Here is a 17,662-nt window from a genome sequence, read left to right as displayed (position 1 = left end):
CATAGTACCAATTAGGTTGCAATTTTCTTTGAAAACTCTTTTAGGATTTTATCCACAGAAGTTTGTAGGTTCTTGCTTTTTTGCTGAGGTTTGGTGATTTCCCCAACGGCACTGATGCGCAACACGACCTTATCTTGTTTGGTGTCTATAAAATCCACAACAAGTTCTCCCATATCGTAATTTTCTACTCTAAATCCACTATTACCGAATCCATAGGGCATCATCCAGGGGTTGTACATGCCCATTCCATAATAAGGACTCATCATGGGAGTGGAATTAACTTCTTTTTGACGATCTGTCAAATTGGTATTGTAACGGACGATTAAATCCGGCTTTTCCATATCCTGTTCAAAACCAAACGATTTCATACCTTCCGTGAGCCGGTGTTGAAGGTTGTCCTCCAGTACCGGAGATTCAAAGGCTACTTTGTCATAATATTGATTGATTACAAAAAAGGTTTGATAGTCTTCAACGCTTGCCACTTCATTTTTCTCCAAAAATACCCGCACCGGACTGCAAGAAGTAGCCCAAATCAATGTGGATATGATCACAATGCTGAATGTATATTTCATAATTTGTCCCTTAATTTTTACCTTCAAGACGAAAATCAAATAAAGAATGTTGTATAAAGGCCGATAAAATGATCTTATTCAGGAATTTCAACAAAGGTGTTTTCAACCCATAAATAGCATGTGCAAGCCTTTTGAGTGATGGAAAAAACTTGGGACATTAACTGTGATTTGGGTGAAGGCTTGGAGACTGACAAGTTAATTATGCCCCATTTAGGAAGTTGTAATATTGCTTGCGGAGGACATGCCGGTAATGAAAGTAGTGTCAGAGATACTGTAAAATTGGCCAAAAAATACGAGGTTAAGGTCGGTGCTCACCCCTCCTACCCGGACAGGGAGAATTTTGGGAGAGTGCCCCTCGCAATTGATTTTGATACGTTACAAAACAGCCTTTCCATGCAGATCCGTATTGTAAAACGGATGACTGACGAATGGAAAGTACCACTTCACCATATTAAATTTCATGGTGCCCTGTATCTGGAAAGCCTCACCAATGGCAATTTGGCAGAGAAATTGGTTCATTTTGTACAGCGTGAGTTTCCAGGTAAAATGATTTACGCCCCTTTTGGCTCTGCCATTGCCATAGCTGCCAAGCTTAGAAAGGTGCCCATTGCTTACGAAGTTTTTGCTGACCGGCGTTATCAGTCGCCCATTCAATTGTTGAGCAGAAAAGATCACAAGGCCGTTTTGAAAACTTTATCCGAAATTGAGCAACAAGTTTCCTTGTTTCTGCAAGCTCAGCAGGTGAAGACAATTGGTGGGGAATGCTTACCGGTTAAAGCAGATACGATCTGTGTACACGGAGACCATCCTTTGGCCGTACAAATCGTAAAATTGGTAGCCCGTAAAATCAGCGAAACCAAAAAGCCATGAATCATCCTGTTCAGATAATTGCCATAAGTTCAGACATCCTGGAAATCCATTGGCCGGAAAAAATCAGTGAAGGCATCTTATTTGAGATCCTGGCCATAAAAGGAATTATTAACGAAAAGTGGGCAGGTAAAATCCTACGCATGTGTCAGGGATACCAGGTCCTGGGGATACAGCTAGCAACAGGCCAGGATGCAACAACCTGTATCAGCGAGTTAAAATCTGTTCTGGAAGAAACTCTTCAATCCGGATTTATTCCTTCGGGTTTCAGGACCTGGAAACTACCGGTTTGCTATGACCTGAAGTTGGTTCCAGAGCTCGAAGGTTACTTGAAAAAAAAGTCCATCGGATTGGAAGATTTTATCGAAATACACACAGAAAATAGCTACCGTTTGTATTTCTACGGTTTTTTACCGGGGTTTATGTACCTGGGAGGCTTGGAAAAAAAACTTCATATCCCCCGGAAAGCCACTCCTGATCGAAAGATCCCGGCCGGTTCGGTGGCCATCGGAGGAAGCCAAACCGGCGTTTATCCTATGGATAGTCCAGGGGGCTGGTACGTAGTGGGCCGAACTCCCGTCTCTTTTTTTAGCGAGGGTGGATTAAGAGTTCCTTTTCGCCCAGGTGATGCCATCCGCTTCGAATCTATTTCCCTTCCCTATTTTAAAGAATTGAAACGAAAAGAAAACTTTTCCTGGAAAAAATGGGAGGAAAATGGCTAAGTTGAAATTGGAAAAAGCAGGAATATTGACCACAATTCAGGACCTGGGGAGACCTGCATATGCAGCATTAGGTGTGCCCCTGTCGGGACCAATGGACAAGAACTCCTTTTTACTTGCCAATCATTTAATGCGAAAATCCCCTGCAGATGCCTGCCTTGAGATCTACATGGGTGACCTGGAAATGGTCTTTGACTCCCTATGCCAGCTAGTCGTAACCGGAGCCTCTTGCAAAATATGCTGCGAAAACAAATCCTATCATACCAATGAACTGATCGAAGTACCCAAAGGAAAAAAACTGACCTTATCCCGTTTCCGGAACGGTCAATGGGCCTACCTGGCTATCAATGGATCTTTTCTTTCCCAAACCGTAATGGGTAGCCAAAGTTTTTATCCGGGAATAACCAGGAAAAGCCGGTTTTCTGCCGGGGAGGAAGTACTTTATCAGGCTTCACAAAAAAACATACCGCCTTTACATGCAAAGGTAAAACCGAGCATACTCACCTACTCACCTGTCCTTCCTGCCTTCAAAGGGCCTTCCTTTTCCTTGCTTTCACCTAATCAACAGGCCAAATTAAATACCGGCATTTTCACCCTTTCTACAGAGCAAAACCGAATGGGAATCCATCTGGTAGAGGAAATTACCCATTCGTTGAAGGAAGTGATAACCACACCTGTTTATCCTGGAACCGTTCAATTAACATCTTCTGGTAAATTAATCGTACTGATGTTGGATGCTCAGGTAACAGGGGGTTACCATCGGGTATTACAACTACCCCAACAGTCAATAGGCACTCTCGCCCAATTGAGGCCTGGTGAAAACTTCCGGTTTCAATTAATTGACATCCCAAAATAAGTTATGCTAACTACTTTCAATGGCATTCCTTGACCGGATAGAAGTTATTTTATCAGCCAATATTTTAATATTTACTAATATTAAACATTATTGTAATTAAAATTTTACCCCTATTTTTGATTTTTATTGATTTATTTGATAATATTGATTTAAAATTTAACCAGGTCTACTCGGCTACATTTCAATAAACCCATTTCAACCAAATCCGATTACCACTTTAACCACATTGAAATGATTGAGCCAAGAAGGGATTTTATCCGAAAAGTTGGACTTGCTGCCCTGGGAACAGGCTGTTTCAGCAATAGTTTGTTAGCAGAGCCCCTGGCCAATAACGGTAATTTTGAAATCCTGAAAAAAGTACGATTGCCAGAGGTCAAGGTTTCCTCCTCCCGTGTGATAAAAGAGAGTGTGGGTCTGAGGCCTTTTCGCCGATCCGGTCCCAGAATAGAAGCACAGGAATTTGGAAATAAATTACTAATCCATAATTATGGACATGGTGGAAGCGGGTGGTCCTTATCCTGGGGTTCTGCCATGCTCGCCTGTGAATTGGTCCCTCAAGATCCAGGTTTAAAAAAAATTGGGGTAATGGGATGCGGAGTGTTGGGTCTTTCTACGGCCAGAACCCTGCAGAATAAAGGATATCAGGTAACCATATATACCAAAGATGTCTATCCAAATGTCACTTCCGCCATGGCTACCGGAACCTGGTCTCCTTCGCATAAATTAATTGAACCTGGTAAAATTACCCCGGAATTTCAGGAAAAATTCGAACGGGCCTATTTCCATTCGTATTATACCTATCAGCGAATGCTGGGATTGAATCAGGTGGTTAACTGGATGGACAATTACAGCATTAAAACTACCAGCAATACCAATAGCGAGGCGAAACCTACTGGTCCCGGCTTAAAGGACGGTCTGATCACAGAAGAAATGGATTTTTACCCCAAAGGAGAACCACTATCCCGAAGAGAAAATCCATTTAAATTCAAAAATGTCACTAAAAATCCCACTACCATTTTCAACATACCCTCCTACCTGAAAATGCTTACCAACGATTTTTTACTTACAGGAGGTAAACTTGAAATAAAAGAATTTAACCGGATAGAAGATGTCGATTCCTTGCCGGAAAAGTGCATTGTAAACTGTACGGGACTTGGGTCAATGAAACTATTTGGCGACGAAGACATGCTTCCGGTTTCGGGTCAATTATGTTTCCTTATCCCCCAACCGGAATTAAATTACAGGGCGAATATGTCCGGAGTTTATGTTATTCCAAGAAGAGATGGCATCATGTTAGGTGGGAACCATATAGAAGGTAACTGGGATACCAGCCCTGATCCGGCTGTGAAAGACAAATTTCTTACAACCGTTGAAGCCATGATGGACAGACTTAAGGGATAGAAAAAGAGAGGAAACTCCAGGTTAGGGCCCGGAGCCTCCTCAAATTGAACTTAGCCACTAACAACTAATTCATTTCAAATCTATGAAAAAAATATTGAAAAACCATTTTTTAGGCCTGCGAAGGTTGGTACTGAAGCCTTTTCCACGCATATTATTTTCAATCAATAGATTAGGGTTATTCTGGAATACCTGCGGTTCTCAAGATGCATTCATTGCCGTAGAAAATTCACCAGGTTGATTGCGATTTTGCGATTACACTTTTTATTTTTATAGCTAACTAACCCTAATTGAGATGATCAAATTAAAAAATTCGCTACTTGTCGGACTACTATTTTGCTTCTTTTTGCAAAGTCAGCCAGTGCCTGCACAGGGCACAGTAACTCCAAATGACACCCCGGGCAACCTATCTGGGATAACCGGGGAAATGGAAAAAATGCCCGGACTAATTGACCTTTACTGGGATTCGGAAAAAGGGAACGTATGGATGGCTATTCCCGATGATGAGAGGGAACTACTTTATTACCCTTCCCTGGCTTCTGGACTAGGCTCTAATGATATTGGACTTGACAGGGGAAGAATAGGAGCTGCTCATGTTATTCGGTTTGTCCCTGTCGGCGATAAGTTACTGATGCAATCCGAAAACTATACATATAGAGCTTCTTCCTCTAACCCAACGGAAAAACAAGCTGTAAAGGAGTCTTTTGCCCCCTCTGTCTTGTGGGGTTTCAAAATAATTTCCAAAGAAAATAGCCGAATTCTGGTAGATGGAACAGATTTCTTTTTACAAGATGCCATACAGGCAGCTGGTGCCATAAAGCGTTCGGGACAAGGAACCTACAAAATTGACCCCTCCCGGTCAGCACTTTACAAACCAAAAACCAAAAGTTTTCCTGAAAATACAGAGATTGAGGCCAGCATTACGTTTACCGGCGACCAGCCTGGAAATTTTATCCGGCAAATTGTGCCGGACCCCAACGCCATCCAGCTACATATCCACCATTCCTTTGTGGCCTTACCGGAGCCTGGATTTGAAATTCGGACCTTTGATCCAAGGGCTGGGGTAAATGGTCTCAGTTATTACGATTACTCTACTCCGGTGGACCAGAACCTTGAAAAAAGGATCCTTCGAAGACATCGTCTGGTTAAAAAAAATCCAGAGGCAGCGATTAGTGAGGTAGAGCAACCCATTGTGTACTACATAGATCCCGGCACCCCCGAGCCCATTCGTACGGCATTAATGGACGGCACGTCCTGGTGGGCTGATGCTTTTGAAGCTGCCGGGTTTATAGATGCTTTTCAGGTTAAATTGCTCCCCGAAGATGCCGATCCAATGGATGTACGGTACCACCTGGTACAATGGGTGCACCGATCTAGCAGAGGTTGGTCCTATGGCGGTGGCGTAACTGATCCCCGAACCGGAGAAATCATAAAGGGAAAGGTTACCCTCGGGTCATTACGGGTACGCCAGGATTACCTGATAGCGCAGGCGCTAGCTGGCGATTTCGATGCCCCCAACCCTAATAATAAAGCCATGATGGATCTCGCATTGGCCCGAATGAGACAGCTGGCAGCGCATGAAGTGGGCCACACGCTGGGATTGCCCCATAATTACATTGCTAGTGCCAAAGGAAGAACGTCGGTAATGGATTACCCTCACCCTACCCTTTCAATTAATAATGGAGTCATTGACCTTTCCAATGCCTACGCGGAAGGCATCGGAAGCTGGGATATTGCGGCAATTAAAATGGCCTACAGCACCATTCCCACCGGCATGGATGAGCAGATAGTTTTTGACCAATGGGTCCGGGAATACCGGGAAGAGGGATTGGATTTTCTCTCGGATCAGGATGCAAGGCCGGCAGGATCGGCCCATCCGGAAACCCATCTCTGGGACAATGGAAGCGACCCGGTTGAGGAACTACAAAATACCCTGGAAATTAGAGAAATTGCATTGGACGATTTTGGCCCAAAAATGATTCCAACAGGAACACCCCTGGCCAAACTGGAAGAGCTTTTGGTACCCCTCTATCTCATACACCGGTATCAGGTGGAGGCTGCTGCTAAAGTAATCGGAGGCGTTAGGTATGGGTATGCTTTGAAAGGAGATTCTATGGAACGCCACCAGGTAGTCTCTCGCGATAAGCAATTGGAGGCCCTGAATCAATTGCTGCTCACATTAAAACCCGTCACCTTGACCATTCCAACGACTATTCTGGAGCAACTTCCTCCGAGGCCTTTTGGCTATAATCCTGATTCGAGAGAAGTTTTCAAAAGGCATACAGGTTTGGTATTTGATCCCATCGCCCCTGCAGAAATTGCTGCCCATCACACCTTATCCTTTCTCTTTCATCCGGAGAGAGCATCCCGTCTGATAAGTCAAAGCGCCCTGGATGATAATCAACTCCGATTGGACGAATATATTGATCTCATATTGGAAGCTACCTGGCTAACTCCTGCCAGCACAGGCTATCAGGCGGAGATAAAACGGTCCGTGGATAAATTGGTACTCCAGCATTTGATGGAATTAGCCACCCAACCTGCAGGCAGTGCGCAGGTGAAGGCCATTTCTTTGGCTAAAACAGAGGAATTAAAAGACTGGATGCTGGAGCAGCGTACCAGTGATTTTGCCCAAAAAGCCCATTGGGATTATTGCCTGGATCAATTGGAAAAATTTAAATTAAATCCAGAGGATAAAATAATGATTCTGGAACCGCTATCCGCTCCCGCAGGAGCACCTATTGGGCAAATGGAGGAAAATGGAATGTCCTCCTGCTTTTATTATTAAATCTGTTTCCAGTTATTAACTAGGGTTAATTTTTTTATCTACAATAAGTTGGAAAGGAAAAGAGGAGGTAGGTTACCTCCTCCTTTTTTTGTCAACTAGATTATTTTAGGGGTAAATCAATTGCCATTGATCGTACAACAGGCCACATACAATGGCTAAACCAAAACTTAACAAGGTTCCTATCAGTATGTATTCCGTCAACTTTCTATCCTTGGATTGACGCAGGTCCCCAAACCGGAATACCGATTTGGCCGCCACTAAAAAGCCAATAGCTTCCCACCTCCCGGATAATATGAAAGCAAAAACAAACAATCGTTCCATAATCCCGATATACTGCCCGGCCTTATCCAAAGAGCTTTCGGTATCATCCGATAATGGGGTCCATTTAGATATGATGGTTTGGATAATTACCGACGAAGGCAGCGTTAAAAATACACCCAAGGTAGTCAGTAACCAATACTTTTCGGAAAAGGACACTTCCGGAATCAGGGAGGAGTCATACAGGCCAACTGCCAGTAACAAGGTAATCAGGTGTGCTCCCTGATCGACAAAAAACCAATACCTTCGGGTACCGGGCTTTTGTGCTTGAATCTTTACCATGTCAATGATTCCGTGGCCCAGTACAATAGCCAGCAGATAAGGCCAGAATTCAAGGTCGGCTACTAGCACCAGTATAAGAATGCCATGTACTAGTAGGTGCAGGTATAGCGGAATTGCCCGAAGTTTTTTGGTTTCTTTTGCTTTTACCCATGAACCTGGTTGCAACAAAAAATCACCTAACAAATGGGCTAGAATTAACTTTGTAAGCAAGATCATGGCAAACTTCTTTTCAGTCGTTTTGGAAAATAAGCCAAAAAAGATTGGGTCAGATCAAAATACGCCCTGGATAAGCGAGCACTTACCGCATGTTGGCTTATCCCTTCCATACCTCCCAGCTGAGTTTGGGATTTTTCGGGATAGGTCAATGCCAGGTATACCATCCTTGCTGAATTGCATGTCCAATTGTTCATCACTGCCAGACTCATTTTTAACATCAGGTTAATTTCTTCATCAAATTCTGCATCGGAGGTTTTCAGCAGTAAACTCTGATGGTTGTCAGATAATTTTCCAAAAGCATCCCCGGAATGAATGTAGGCGGTACCGTTATTTTCCAATAGGCGCTTTGATTTAAAATCCTCTGTTCCAATCCCCATTCCCATCCGGCAATCCAAGGGATCTATGGACCTGATCGCTGCCTTCAACCGAATGGACGCCTGGAGCAGGTCCTCCGGTTTTTTAATCTTTAGCTGAAAACTATCTCCCCGGTATATTTCCCAGTCTTCTACAGGTTTTCCCCAGGTATTCAATTCCTCTTTTAGGGTCTTCATCCACAGGTCTGCCGACACTTTTCTGGAACCCTTAATATCTCCTGTTATAATGGCCATCATATGGGACTGCGTGTATCTATTCTTCAAACGAAAATACAATATATCAGGTATTTAAGTGATATATAAAATTATCATGTATTTAAATGATATTTCAATATATCATTTATTTAGATGATAATCAAATTTATCATCTAAAAAGGTGATATTATTCAAACATTGATCAAAAACCGATCTACCACCCCCAAGAGGCCTATAAGAATCAGCCCAATTAAACCGGTAAATATCAGGTAGTAAAGGGTTGGAAAAATAGTTTTTCTCAAGACACTCCCCTCCTTCCCCAATAGTCCTACCGTAGCAGAGGCTGCTACCACATTGTGAATGGCGATCATATTGCCAGCGGCAGCACCTACTGCCTGCAAGGCCAAAATCCAAGTAGGCGCCATTCCCAAATTATCCGCCACCCCGTATTGAAAAAGGCTAAACATCAGATTACTTACGGTATTACTTCCAGCAATAAAGGCACCCAGAGCGCCAATCATAGGGGCGAAAAAAGGATAGATCATACCGACTTTATCCGCCGTCCATGCGGCCATTAAAATGGGCATACTGGTAAGGCCGGAAATATTTTCGCCCGAATTAATATAAACCCGGACCATGGCTACAGCAAAGAGCAGCACAATACCAGCCTTGGCAATCATGCGTCCGCTATCGAAAAAAGCCGACCGAACCATGGAACCATTCATCGAATGAAGAAAATAGGTGATGAAACAGACTAACAGAAGCAGGGTTCCTGGCAGGTATAGCGGTGTACTACTGGCGGCAATCTCTGTCCCCAAAATCCCTTCCATTCCGACCGAAAAGCTATTCAACCACTCTTTAAACGGAAGTTGTGGTAACCGGCTGAGGACCAACAAACCGGCTAGCAAAAGGTAGGGCATCCAGGCCTTTACGAAGGATATGCGCTCTCCCGCTACGGGAGAATCCAACTTGCTGGTTGAGATATTCAAACTTCCTTTCCAAGCTTCCGGCCAATTAGCTTCCGGTTCGATATCCCAGGACTTTTTGGGAATCAAAAATCCCCTTTTTGCTGCCGTAACCACCACGGCTAAACCAAGTAGCGAACCAATCAGGGAAGGGAATTCGGGGCCCAGATAGAGCCCGGTTAACAAATACGGCAGGGTAAATGCCAAACCCGCAAACAAAGAAAAAGGAAAAAGCTGAAACCCCTCTTTCCAGGACCTGTTTTTTCCAAAGAACCTACAGAGCATCAAAACCATCAAAAATGGCATCAGTGTCCCCACCAAAGCATGAATAATGGCTGCATTGGCAGTCACGGCAAGCAATACTTCCGAAAACTCCCAACCCAGAAGATCCAACCTTTCCATCAAATCCGGGTTTTCCAGACCTCCTCTGACTCCAACAAGAATCGGAGTCCCTACGGCACCGAAGGTAACGGCCGTACTTTGCACCATCATTCCCAAAATCACCGCAGCCAGAGCCGGAAATCCCAATGCAACAAGCAAGGGTGCGACAATAGCAGCTGGTGTTCCGAATCCAGCTGACCCTTCGATAAATGAACCAAAAAGCCAGACAATAATGATAACCTGTACCCTTTTGTCTCCACTGATTCCCTGAAAACCACTTCGGATAGTATCCACTCCACCCGAGTATTTGAGAAAGTGAAGCAGCAGGATTGCTGCAAAGACTATGTATAGAATGTCAAACGTGATAAAAAAACTTTGTAGCACGGATGCCAGAATGGTCCTGAAGGCCATTTCCCAGAAAACATAAGCCACGATCACCGTTAGAAAAAACGTAATGGGCAGCGTAGTTCTGGCTGGGAGTCTAAAACCAACCAGCATTAGCCCCGCAATCAAAATGGGGCATATCGCAAGGAGAAACATCAGATCGGAAGACATGGCAGGCAAGGTTGATAGAAGAAGTTAGACAGTAAAATCCATGTTTTCGGTAATTCGCTGACCTTTTTCTTTTAGCCTTTTGACATACTGACTGATTCTCTTTTCCGCTTCTTTAAGATCAAAATTATTGAGGTTAATATTTAATAGGTCTATAAACCAAGGGATCTTCGTTGTCTCCGTAACGTATACTTCCACAATCCTTTTAGCTATGGGCAAGGTGGAAGTTTTGGATGACTCATAAACGTCTTTATCATTGGCTTCCAGTAACTTATTGTACTCCTCCTCAAGTAATTTATGAAACAGTTTCAAGGTGAAAACATCCCCTTTCTGAACTCCTGATTCGGGATCATCTTCGGTGATCACTGCCTCTTTATGCAACCACTCCCAAAGTATACTAAGGCGGATTTCGCCCGTGGCCATGTCCTCCATGAGGTACAACACATCGTCATTCCCAAAAAAGTCTGCAGGCTTTAATGCAGCCGCCTGCATTCCCTGGCCAAAGGCATTCCCATATTGCAAACCGACACTCAGCAGGTTTCTTGCTCCGCGAACCGTTCTCGGTGCTTCTTCCAGTAACATCAATCCTGCAGCATCTTCGGCGTCATAGCTCAGGGCCTCAAATTGCCTTCCCATCTGGTTGGGGGTACCCTTCTTTTGCCAAACGGGTCGTACGATATGCACCATTTTCCAATGGGCTACCCATTTTCCACTTGCCCCTTCCCGTTGTTCCCGTTCAGCTCCTGCCAGGGCTTTTTCCATGCTGGAACGAACACCCTCTTTCGATCCTACAGGAATATTTGGCTCCATTCCTCCTTGCCAAAGCGCAAAATTCCCAAATGCATCCGGAGTATTTACTGCCCTCCGAACCCTGTCCTCATAATTTCTCATGTAACCATAGGTCATACCTATGGACTCAATGTTGGGGTTGATAAAATCCTTGTCCCAAAAAAGGGCATCCGAAACGCTATTTATGTAATCCCAGCGCCCGGTATTATATCCTATAAAATGCTTTCCAAGTACAGCCCTTATTTCCATCAATTGGAACGTCGCTTCCAATTGCTCTACCAGTACGTATACTTTGACGGTTCCCACAGGCAATCCCAAATGGGCTTCAAGAGCGCTGATCATTTTATTCCAAAGCCCGGCCTCTTCCGCCGTTTGAATCTTCGGCAAATAAAGCACCACCGAAGAGCCTGCACCCATCAAGGCCCGGTAGTTATTTGCTACATACAAAGTTAGGTCAGCAATAGACGCTGAAAAGGAAGATCCATTCGAAAGCCGCAAATGCCTGTCATCCAGGTGAAGGCCCCTTGCCCGGAAAATTTTTGTGGTAAATTTTAACTGCTCTCGCCAATTAGAAATTTTTTCCTCATTGAAAAACCCCTCACTCCAACTGTTCATTTGAGAGGCTACCTTCTCGGCAACCTCCAGAAACACCGGTGAATCGTGAATGGCCAATTTAAGGTTGCGTTGATTGTCCAGGGACATGGTACTCACTTGTCCAAGCGCATCTTCCCCATCAAACATCCAACCATCTGCTCCAGATAAGAGCGCATAGGCCACGTTCCGAATGCTGCTTTCCAGCGTTGCATTGGGCTTAGCTCCGGGCCCGGTTCCTTGTATCCATTGCCGCTCCAGGTCTTTTGGAATAGCAGCTCCTTCAAAATTCCCTTCTCTGGCGTCTTTTACTTTTATATTGGTTCCAGGAATATTGGTATCAGGATTTAAAAAATCTATTCGTTTGCCTTTTAGCGCTCGCTCATTTCTCCTACGTAGCCGGATATCCATTAGCTTTTTCACTTCCTGGTTAAAAGGAGCCAGGGCTTTCAGTGCATCCAATACTTCTTTAGTGTAGACATCTTCATACGTTTCTTTCAGGTTATCCCGAATACTAATTTCAGCGTTGCTCATAATTGTTTTTAAAAAGCGTTGATTGAGGTTATAAGATTTCTATTTGCGTCCTAATTAAAGGTTTTTCCTTCCAAGTCCGAATTGATCTCCTGCCGCTACCACGGTTCCGTCTGCCACATGCAACTCGATCATTTTTTCGCTCGCCACGTAATTGTGGTGTTCGTCTTGAAGCAAGTGAAGGATTTTTCGGGTTTCGACATCGATTACCTCCCCACTGGAAGGATAGGCATACCGGCCATCTAAACTGAAAGTAATCCATCCCGGCATGTCCTGAAGCGGTATGGTGGTCAGTTGCTGGTAAGGTGGAAAGGCCTGAAAAACATGCATTCTCATGTTGTGCCCATCACTGATCCATATTTCTTTCTCATCCGGCGTCAAGCCTATACCATGGCTGGGATTTCCATGTCGCCTGACCGGACCCTTATCCCAGCCCTCCACCTGGATGGCAGCCTTTACCTCTCCTGTATTCAGGTCACCCACCTCAAAACCTAGCAGCTCGTTTACGTTGACGAAAACCAGGGATTCATCGCTGTTAATCGTAAATGGACGGATGCCATGAGAAAAAGGGCCAATTTTTTTAGTTACAGTATGTGTCCGGGTATCGGCTACATGAAGAAAGGGAGAACTTATATCCGCCATGTAGGCAAACTTACCAGAGGGACCATAAATTGTGTTGTGAGCCCGGTCATATACCTGAATGGTAGTAATTATTTCACCCGTTTCACAGCTTACCACATTCCAAAAATCTTTTTCCAGGGAGGGTAAATACATCGTCAACCCATCTGGGGATATCGACATGCGGTCGGCCCCTCCTTCATAAGCGATTTCCCAAATGATTTTTTCGGTTTTCAGGTCTAATCGCTGTACACCTTCCAGGGTACTTATAAACAAACTGTTCAGTGGGATGCTGACGTCTATTCCTTTTACATTGGAGGGCTTTCCACTGGAGGAAAAACCCTGCATGGGAATCCTTTTTACAAAACGATGTCCCTCCTCCATATCAAAGACCAATATACCGTGCCCCCCATACCCCAGGTAATTCCTTATTCCTGGCACCGCTACATACAGGTATTTTTTGGGTTTTTGCAAGGTTGGCTTTTTCTCACCAGACATTGTGGTGGAATATGTCAACGGCAGCCCGGATAAAAATACAATCAAAATCAAGGCAATGCGGAGGAATAGCTTTCGACAGGTCATGGGTATATTGGGTTCGGTTTGTTCAAGAAATCCAAGATAATTAAATTGAAATAAGTATCCACAAAAAAACAGGGATTCTCACTAAAGAAAACCCCTGTATCTCTTAAATGGTACTGATTCTTATTTCCAAAACATCAAAATTAATAACTGGCAGCTAATCGAGCTTACCTATTAGTTACATCAGTCCAGGAAAGGCAAGTTGAGTTTCAAAAATCAGATTACCAGTTTCTATCTTTCAAATATGCATCCAATTCTTCCCGACTCATGGGCAGGTCTTGCTTATCGTCAAGCCAATTAAGGAAATCTTCTTTAATAGTATCACTCCATCGGCTGTCAATTTCCCCGGCCGTATACTTTTGTTCCCGCAATCGTTGATGGCCAAACTGATCTCTTAAACCTGTAAATTCAGCGTTAATCACCAACTCAGAAACCAGTTGGGAGGGAATAAAAATGACTCCCCATTTATTGGCAAGAACCGCATCTCCTGGTAAAACGATGGCTCTGCCCATACGAATCGGATAATTAATGGTACTGAGCATCATTTCCTGAATATAGGAAGGATCATGGCCTTTGACCCAGAGATTAAACCCCTCAATTTCACTCAGTCCTGCCATATCCCGGACTGACCCGTTAAAGATCACGCCATTTTTTGAATTGGCATAAATGGCATTTCCCAAATTATCCCCAATTAAGGTGCCGTCGACAATTTTCCCGTATCCGTCCGCCACATATACATCTCCTTCTACGAGCGCATCAATGGGCCAGGAATTGGTTCCTCCTGATTGGGCCCTGCCTTCTTCCTTGCCTATTTCCTTAACCAGGTTATTTACATCTTCTCTGAAAGGCATGTACTGGGCCGTAACCGCCCTACCCGTCATTACCTCATCTTCATGCAGGATAATCCAGTCATTTTCAAACTGATTGTTATATCCTTTATTTCGAAGAATTCCCCAGGCTTCCTCCATGGAAATTGCTTTCAGCCTTTCGAGCAACTCATCGGAAATTTTAGGCCTTCCATCCGGAAAGCGCTCCCCATCCCATTCCGAGGTCAAGGCGCGGATTTGTTCGGGAGTAGGTGTAATTTGTTGCGAAATTCCCTGAACGCTACTAATCAGGAGGCAAACGAAACAAACAAGTGCTATTTTCTTCATCATTTTCTATTTAATTGGTTTTTTAATGTCAATTTGTGGAAAAGAACGTAATAAAACAACCCGCCCACTAGCTAATTTACAGGAGAGGTTGGCTTTACTCACTGCTCTCTAACTCCACCAGCGGTCGTTTGACCGGTCAGTATTCCACTCTTCAGTGGGTGCAAAGTACTCGGTACCTTCTACCAAATGCTCTTTAATAACATCTTCATTTAATTCCACACCCAAGCCCGGTCCTTCGGGAACTTTAGCAAAGCCATCTACCACCAACGGTTTGGGAATGCTTTTCACCATATCTTCCCACCAGGGTATGTCTACTGAATGATGTTCCAGGGCCAGGAAGTTTTCGGTAGCCGCAGCACAGTGAATATTTGCCATAAAAGATACCGGCGTTCCGGCGAAATGCATGGCCATCGGAATACCCTTTTCTTCCGCGTAATCTCCGATTTTCTTGGTTTCCAAAATCCCTCCAGAGGACGCAAGATCCGGCTGGATCATGTCTATTGCTCTTGCGTCAATTAGTTTGATAAATTCTTCTTTTAGAAAAATATCCTCTCCGGTTAGGGTTGGCGTTTTGATGGCATCGGTTATTTGTTTCCATTTTTCGGTATAAAACCAGGGCACCATGTCCTCCAGCCAGGCCAACCTGTATGGCTCCAGAGCCTCACCAAGCCGAATGCACTCTTTGTAATCAAAGTGCCCGAAATGATCAGCCGCCAGCGGTATGTCGTATCCTACTTTATCTCTGACTGCTGCCACATAGGCCACCATTTCCTGAATACCTTTGTCAGTAAGTTGCACACCGGTAAAGGGGTGTGCCGTCCTGCCATAACTACCATATTCCGATCCCCATGCATTCCCTTTGTCGAAGGCTTTGGTATTGACCACAGACCCGTCATTATTTCTTACCATCTGAACACCAAAATCCATCTTTAAAAATGTATACCCTTTGTCCACCCTGCCTTTGAGTCTTTCTGCAAAAACCTCCGGATCGTTGGATTGGGTGGTATCCGAGTACAAGCGGATAGCATCCCGGTATTTACCTCCCAGCATCTGGTAGATGGGCACATTATAGGCTTTTCCTGCCAGGTCCCACAATGCCATTTCAATGGCGCAAACCCCACCTGCCTGGCGGGCGTGGTTCCCAAACAACTTGATTCTTTTGAATAATCGCTCAATCTGACAGGGGTTTTCACCCAAAATCCTACTTTTGAGTACCAAAGCATACCTGGCGCTGGCTCCATCCCTTACTTCACCTAATCCGTAAATGCCCTGGTTGGTATCGATCCGGATAATAGGGCATCGCATGGGTGCCCCCGCTACTTCTGCTATCCTCAAATCGGTAATGCGCAAATCGGAAGGGCTGGAATACCGATTTACTTTTTCAGTAGACCGGGCAAGGGTTTCCTCTATGGGACTGAACATAAACGCGCCCAGCCCCAGACCACCCAATCCGGCCTTTTGGAGAAAATCTCGCCTTGGTGGAATTTTTCTTTCGGGCAAAGCAGTAGTAACCGTTTCTGGTTGGTTTTTTGGAGTAGCCGGCAGCGAAAACAGGTCTCTGAATTTGGGGTTATTGCTTGGTTTCATGGTATTTTGGGTTTTGTGGTTGCTAATTAGTTATTCAAAAAAGGGTACATCTTTCACCGCGTATTTTTTCATTCCTTCTTCATTGATCTCCACTCCTATTCCTGGTTTTTCGGATAAGGTGATGAATCCATTTTCTGTTCTTGGACCGTCATAGGTCACTATATCTTGCCATAGCTGATCGGTGTCCATGTAGATCTGCCATTCCATAATTTGAAAATTGGGAACTGAAGCACATACATGGCAGGAAGCCATGGCTCCTAAAAACGAGGCTACCATGTGAGGACTGAAAGGCACGTAATATAGATTGGATAGGTTTGCGATTCGCTGAGCTTCTCCCAGCCCTCCTGCTTTTTGGATATCCGGCATGATAATATCCACGCCACCCTGACTGAGGAGATTCACAAAACCATAGGCCAGGTAGACATTTTCACCGGTACAGATTGGAGTAGAGGTCTGTTGGGTAAGGTTCTTGTAAAGATCCGGATTATCGGCCGGAATGGGTTCCTCCAACCACATCAAGTCCAGGTCCTCGTACATTCTGGCCATTTTCACTCCTGTGATAAAGTCATAGCGTCCATGCATGTCCACACAAATATCAATGTTTGGTCCTACCTCCTCACGTACTGCCGCAATGGCCTGATACATGCGGTCAATCTCCATGGGACTGGCCGTCCAATTGAACCGGTCGTATTTATTGGGATCCCTGCCATCATCCACATCAAATTTAACGGCAGTATAGCCTCGGTCCACCGCGCCTCTTGCTGCCCGGGCATAATCCTCCGGGCTTGGATTGGTGGCCGTATACAGGGCCGTATCGCAATAAACCCGGATTTTGTCACGAAATTTCCCTCCCAAAAGTTGGTAAACCGGAACGCCAAAAACTTTCCCAGTAATGTCCCAAAGGGCGGTTTCAATGGCGGTAAGGACGGCCACAAACACTCCGGATTGGGCTCCTCCAAAAAAAGCTCCCTTACGCAATTGTTCTGCCAGCCGGTTTGGGTTTAGTGGATTTTGCCCCTTGATCTGGTTTCCAAGACGCTGAACCAGATGATAGGTTCCATGAATGGCATCTACTCCTTCTCCACATCCCCATACGTCCTGATTGGTATAGACTTTTACATACAGGGCTCCCCTTACAAAACCACATTTCACATCTGTAATTTTTAAATCAGAAGGATTGGATGCCTGAGGCATGGTTTCAACCGCAGCTGCCAAACCTGAGCCAAAATTGGTGAAAAAGGCGCTGCCTGTTAGGCCTGCTAGGGCCGTTTTGGATAAAAAAGACCGTCGGTCAACTTTTTCTTTCATAAATAAATTATCTTGGGTTGGT

The 17,662-nt window shown here is 44.6% G+C and carries 14 protein-coding genes; 5 read left to right on the top strand and 9 right to left on the bottom strand.

From position 1 onward, the window contains the following. Window positions 1-11 precede the first annotated feature (11 nt). A complete protein-coding gene (locus GKS34_RS02475) occupies window positions 12-572 on the bottom strand; it encodes a DUF4136 domain-containing protein (RefSeq protein WP_163383220.1) in 561 nt (186 codons plus the stop codon). A gap of 138 nt (window positions 573-710) precedes the next feature. Here GKS34_RS02475 and GKS34_RS02470 point away from each other — a divergent pair, with 138 nt between their 5' ends. From GKS34_RS02470 to GKS34_RS02450, 5 genes are all read left to right on the top strand, one after another. After that, window positions 711-1,442 (top strand): LamB/YcsF family protein, encoded by a 732-nt coding sequence (locus GKS34_RS02470; protein ID WP_163383219.1) that lies wholly within the window; start codon window positions 711-713, stop codon window positions 1,440-1,442. Continuing rightward, window positions 1,439-2,161, top strand: coding sequence for a 5-oxoprolinase subunit B family protein (locus GKS34_RS02465; RefSeq protein WP_163383218.1), 723 nt, complete (start codon window positions 1,439-1,441; stop codon window positions 2,159-2,161). Before GKS34_RS02470 ends, GKS34_RS02465 begins: the two co-directional genes overlap by 4 nt. Then, window positions 2,154-3,014 carry a 5-oxoprolinase subunit C family protein gene (locus tag GKS34_RS02460; protein WP_163383217.1) on the top strand — a complete coding sequence of 287 codons (861 nt, stop codon included), beginning with the start codon at window positions 2,154-2,156 and terminating at the stop codon, window positions 3,012-3,014. The genes GKS34_RS02465 and GKS34_RS02460 overlap by 8 nt, the downstream gene beginning before the upstream one ends. A gap of 231 nt (window positions 3,015-3,245) precedes the next feature. Next, window positions 3,246-4,415, top strand: a complete 1,170-nt coding sequence (locus tag GKS34_RS02455; RefSeq protein WP_163383216.1) for an FAD-dependent oxidoreductase — start codon at window positions 3,246-3,248, stop codon at window positions 4,413-4,415. Between the two features lie 292 nt (window positions 4,416-4,707). Further along, window positions 4,708-7,200: a zinc-dependent metalloprotease gene (locus GKS34_RS02450; protein ID WP_240459164.1), complete on the top strand. Its 2,493-nt coding sequence runs from the start codon at window positions 4,708-4,710 to the stop codon at window positions 7,198-7,200. A gap of 105 nt (window positions 7,201-7,305) precedes the next feature. Here GKS34_RS02450 and GKS34_RS02445 read toward each other — a convergent pair whose 3' ends face one another. From GKS34_RS02445 to GKS34_RS02410, 8 genes are all read right to left on the bottom strand, one after another. After that, a complete protein-coding gene (locus GKS34_RS02445) occupies window positions 7,306-8,016 on the bottom strand; it encodes a DUF3307 domain-containing protein (protein ID WP_163383215.1) in 711 nt (236 codons plus the stop codon). Beyond that, a complete protein-coding gene (locus GKS34_RS02440; protein ID WP_163383214.1) occupies window positions 8,013-8,654 on the bottom strand; it encodes a SatD family protein in 642 nt (213 codons plus the stop codon). Before GKS34_RS02440 ends, GKS34_RS02445 begins: the two co-directional genes overlap by 4 nt. 122 nt (window positions 8,655-8,776) lie before the next feature. Beyond that, complete coding sequence (locus GKS34_RS02435) at window positions 8,777-10,486, bottom strand: L-lactate permease (RefSeq protein WP_163383213.1); 1,710 nt, start codon at window positions 10,484-10,486, stop codon at window positions 8,777-8,779. 24 nt (window positions 10,487-10,510) lie between these two features. Next, a complete protein-coding gene (locus GKS34_RS02430) occupies window positions 10,511-12,397 on the bottom strand; it encodes an aldolase/citrate lyase/malate synthase family protein (protein WP_163383212.1) in 1,887 nt (628 codons plus the stop codon). A 54-nt stretch (window positions 12,398-12,451) separates the two neighbouring features. Further along, complete coding sequence (locus tag GKS34_RS02425; protein ID WP_163383211.1) at window positions 12,452-13,594, bottom strand: YncE family protein; 1,143 nt, start codon at window positions 13,592-13,594, stop codon at window positions 12,452-12,454. Between the two features lie 218 nt (window positions 13,595-13,812). Then, complete coding sequence (locus GKS34_RS02420) at window positions 13,813-14,748, bottom strand: RraA family protein (RefSeq protein WP_163383210.1); 936 nt, start codon at window positions 14,746-14,748, stop codon at window positions 13,813-13,815. Between the two features lie 105 nt (window positions 14,749-14,853). Further along, a complete protein-coding gene (locus GKS34_RS02415; protein WP_163383209.1) occupies window positions 14,854-16,332 on the bottom strand; it encodes a mandelate racemase/muconate lactonizing enzyme family protein in 1,479 nt (492 codons plus the stop codon). Between the two features lie 30 nt (window positions 16,333-16,362). Continuing rightward, window positions 16,363-17,640, bottom strand: a complete 1,278-nt coding sequence (locus tag GKS34_RS02410) for a mandelate racemase/muconate lactonizing enzyme family protein (protein WP_163383208.1) — start codon at window positions 17,638-17,640, stop codon at window positions 16,363-16,365. Between the last annotated feature and the right edge of the window lie 22 nt (window positions 17,641-17,662).

It is taken from the genome of Cyclobacterium jeungdonense (assembly GCF_010994275.1).
Lineage (GTDB): Bacteria > Bacteroidota > Bacteroidia > Cytophagales > Cyclobacteriaceae > Cyclobacterium > Cyclobacterium jeungdonense.
Note: the sequence above shows the minus strand (reverse complement) of the source record. Positions and strands in the feature narration are given on the sequence as shown.